We start from the raw sequence: 2,771 nt of genomic DNA, 5'->3' as shown, positions 1-2,771 counted from the left end.
TATTCATATTTGTAGAATTAAAAACTCTAACAACTAGTTGATATCCGAATGCAAATACAAAGGCTAATAATATTTGAAAATAGTTTATTATATCCTTTAGCTTTTCACCATCAAAAAACCTTAAAACCACTGTATATAATAGCGCTGTTACCGCTATAACTATGAATACTGCAAGTATACTTTCTATACTAAATATCACAAAAAACAAAGGTCCATATTTTACGCTGCCAATAGCTAGTGGAATCAAATTTAATGACATTGATAAACCCATTAAATATATACATATATGAGTAGTCTTTGCCGCATTATATGTCTTACTATCAATAGGCTTCGGTAATAATATATTTTTCTCACCTACATCAAGTAACACTGCTGAAAAGTCAGATATCATAAGTGATACCATCATAAATAGATTTATCCCTATCACAATGTTTGTAGCTATCATTGATGCCATACCACTCATCATTATAATTCCAATAAAAATGCTCATAAATAAATTCATCGTAAGTAATGATAAATAATTATTCTTATCCTCACTATCATCTGCCTTTTTATTATTTCGCATTACAGTGCTTACTCTACGACCATCCATGGTTAGTTTTATCTGCAAGATCATTCTCATAGTCTTGTAATTAACGCCTAATTTTTCATATAATAATTGAAATTTATCTAATATCACAAGTACGGTAAAATTTTTCATGATTACACCTCAGAGGCTAAAGAAACAAATTCTTTAGCAATCTCCGCATGATCATTAAAGCCTGTTATCTGATTGAATATTTCTTCTAGTGATCCTTCCTTCTGATTATTGTTAAGCTCCTCAAAACTTCCATCTGCAACTACTTCCCCAGCATTTATTAGTAATATTCTATCACTTATCTTCTCAACAACATCCATTATATGAGACGAATAAAATATGGTCTTTCCTCTCGCAGCAAGAGTGCGCATAACCTCCTTAAACACCATAACACTATTAGCATCTAGTCCACTTAAAGGCTCGTCAAAAAATAATATATCTGGATTATGAATTAAACTACAAATTATAAGTAACTTTTGCTTCATTCCTTTTGAATATGATGATATTCTAGAATTTATAACATCATCCATTCCAAATAGGCCCATTAGCTTTTTTGCTCTATCAATAAGCTTTTTCTCTTCTAATCCATATATTTCACCTAAAAAGCTTATGTACTCATAAGCAGTTAAATTTTCATATATATCTGCAAGTTCTGGAACATAACCTACTTTCTTTTTATACTCTACACTTCCATTACTTATATCTTGTCCTAATATTTCTACCTTACCAGTGTATCCCTCGAGTATTCCAAGCATTATTTTTATAGTTGTACTTTTACCAGCACCATTAGTCCCTATATATCCTATTATTTGCCCTCGAGGAATCTCTAGATTTATTCCATTAAGCACATTTTTACTCCCATAGCTCATTCGTAAATCCACAATTGATATTATACTTTCTAAATTCTCCATCATACCGCCACCTTAAATGTATTTTTTATGTGTTTATTATATTGGTGAAGTTTATATGTTAATTTAACTTTAATTGTAACATAAATGGATAACAGTGGGAATAAAAAAACACCCCATTGAATGACACACAACTATTTTTAGTTGTATCATTCAATGGGGTGTTTTTACTCTGTAAAAATTTTCCATAATCTCATTTCAAGATTTCGAGTCTAAGTTACCTGGTGTTTTTCTAAACAAGATTTACATATGCAAGCTTTACCCTTTTTATCATTAGGAATCAAATCTAAGATGTATTTTGGGACTTTAACTTTATCACACCAACATCCACCTTGACCATGTTGACAATTATTGTCTTGTCCACAAAGTGGACATATTCTCTCTAATCCTTCTACACTCACTATTATCACTCCTTCAACCTTTGAATATAAATGTGGACTGAAGCAACCGCAATTTTCTAATCTTATATTAACGCTAAATATATCATAGCACATTGCCTTCATTAAACTCTAGTTTAAAAATTAAGATGTAATTACCTATATTAAAAATACTATCAAAGCTTAAAATCTTTGATAGTGTTTTTATTTACTATCTCAGAAATTCAGCCATTAATTACCACCCATTTATTTCTTTAAAATGCATTGACATAAAAAAATTCCAGGCATATAATATACTTCGTAAGCTAAATATACGCATACGAAACATTTGTAACCGAAATACATATAAAGGTGGTAATTGTATGGAAACATTAAATGATAGTGTAGAAGTAGCAAGACTTTTTCAAGAGATTATGCAACTATTTAAACACAATATGAGTAAAGGACTTTGTGATACAGGTATTTCTGCGCCTCAAGGTATGGTTTTGAGACTTTTAAGTAAAAAAAAGAAGCTGAAGATAACAGAACTTAGTAATGAGCTTAGTTTATCAAATAGTACAGTGTCTGGAATTATCGACAGACTTGAGAAGCAGGAAATGGTAGTAAGAGAAAGAAGCGAGGAGGACAAGAGAGTAGTTTACGTAAGTATATCACCAAGCTTTGAAGATATGCACAAAGATTTTCATAATCAATTTGCAAAAAACATTCAAAATATAATGAGCCAAGGTAGCAGTGAGGAACTTCATAAAATCTTCGTAGGTTTAGAATCTCTTAAGAAGCTTTTGAGTGACCAACAAAAATAAAGTAATAACAACGAATGGAGATGATATTTTTGATTAAATTGTTTAGATTTTTAAAACAATATACAATACAAATACTAGCAATAGTTGTATTGATTTTTACTCAAGT

3 protein-coding genes and 1 pseudogene are annotated in these 2,771 nt (G+C 30.2%); 1 reads left to right on the top strand and 3 read right to left on the bottom strand.

Annotated features, from left to right (window positions below):
* The 3 genes and pseudogenes from JJE11_RS17300 to JJE11_RS17290 all read right to left on the bottom strand — a co-directional run.
* A pseudogene (locus tag JJE11_RS17300) lies at window positions 1-700 on the bottom strand (hypothetical protein); the annotation flags it as partial.
* A 2-nt stretch (window positions 701-702) separates the two neighbouring features.
* Window positions 703-1,488, bottom strand: a complete 786-nt coding sequence (locus JJE11_RS17295; protein ID WP_291637873.1) for an ABC transporter ATP-binding protein — start codon at window positions 1,486-1,488, stop codon at window positions 703-705.
* Between the two features lie 209 nt (window positions 1,489-1,697).
* Window positions 1,698-1,886: a cysteine-rich CWC family protein gene (locus JJE11_RS17290; RefSeq protein ID WP_291637871.1), complete on the bottom strand. Its 189-nt coding sequence runs from the start codon at window positions 1,884-1,886 to the stop codon at window positions 1,698-1,700.
* Window positions 1,887-2,224: 338 nt separating this feature from the next.
* Between JJE11_RS17290 and JJE11_RS17285 the strand changes: the two genes are divergently transcribed.
* Window positions 2,225-2,665, top strand: coding sequence for a MarR family transcriptional regulator (locus JJE11_RS17285; RefSeq protein WP_291637869.1), 441 nt, complete (start codon window positions 2,225-2,227; stop codon window positions 2,663-2,665).
* Window positions 2,666-2,771 lie beyond the last annotated feature (106 nt).

The sequence above is a fragment of the Clostridium sp. genome (genome assembly GCF_016650095.1).
Lineage (GTDB): Bacteria > Bacillota > Clostridia > Clostridiales > Clostridiaceae > Clostridium_AD.
The sequence above is the reverse complement of the archived record's forward strand: the minus strand, read 5'-3'. Positions and strand labels throughout refer to the sequence as shown.